The sequence below is a fragment of the Tropicimonas sp. TH_r6 genome (assembly GCF_033101155.1).
Lineage (GTDB): Bacteria > Pseudomonadota > Alphaproteobacteria > Rhodobacterales > Rhodobacteraceae > Tropicimonas.
This window is the reverse complement of record NZ_JAWMPX010000092.1, coordinates 1-552: the sequence shown is the minus strand read 5'-3', so window position 1 is coordinate 552 and position 552 is coordinate 1. Positions and strand designations below refer to the sequence as shown.

1 protein-coding gene is annotated in these 552 nt (G+C 62.5%); it reads right to left on the bottom strand.

Annotation, left to right across the window (positions count from 1 at the left end; all coding sequences use genetic code 11):
- On the bottom strand, window positions 1-416 hold a 416-nt coding region (locus R3X27_RS25530), incomplete at its 3' end, for a hypothetical protein (protein WP_317711729.1).
- Between the last annotated feature and the right edge of the window lie 136 nt (window positions 417-552).

Here is a 552-nt window from a genome sequence, read left to right as displayed (position 1 = left end):
TGCAGGGTATCGACGGCCTTCCGGTAGATGTCGTCAAGCGACAGGCAGGTGATCCGCTCCTGTGGCGGTGCCTCGCCGCCGACAATGGCGATGGCATGTCCGTGGACCTCTCCGAAGCAGCATCCGGCGATCTTCAAGACGCAGGTCTCTCCGACCGCGATGCGCCAGGAGAGCTCCTCGAGGAACACGTCCTCGTAGCGCTCCTCGTCAACGCTGTAGTCGCCGGCCTGATCGTCATAGCGATAGACGGGCAGGTTGGGCGCGTATTCGAGATCCCAGGCCGGGAAGAGCTTCGCGATGCCGTCACGGGCCAGTTCGAAATCCACTTCCGGCCATTGCCGGATCCAGCGGATGAACTCGTCCTCGTCGTAGAGCCCGAAGGGCTCGCTGCACCAGCTTCCGTAATCCAGACACATTGGGTCATCTCCTTCTCGTTGTCCGGTTCCTTAGGGAGCCCGAGAAAGAGCCGCCTCGGCATGTGCCGGGGCGGTCCTGTTCAACGCCTGAACAGGTTGGTGGTGTTGCTGTCGTGGGATTGCTGGCCGTTGGGCC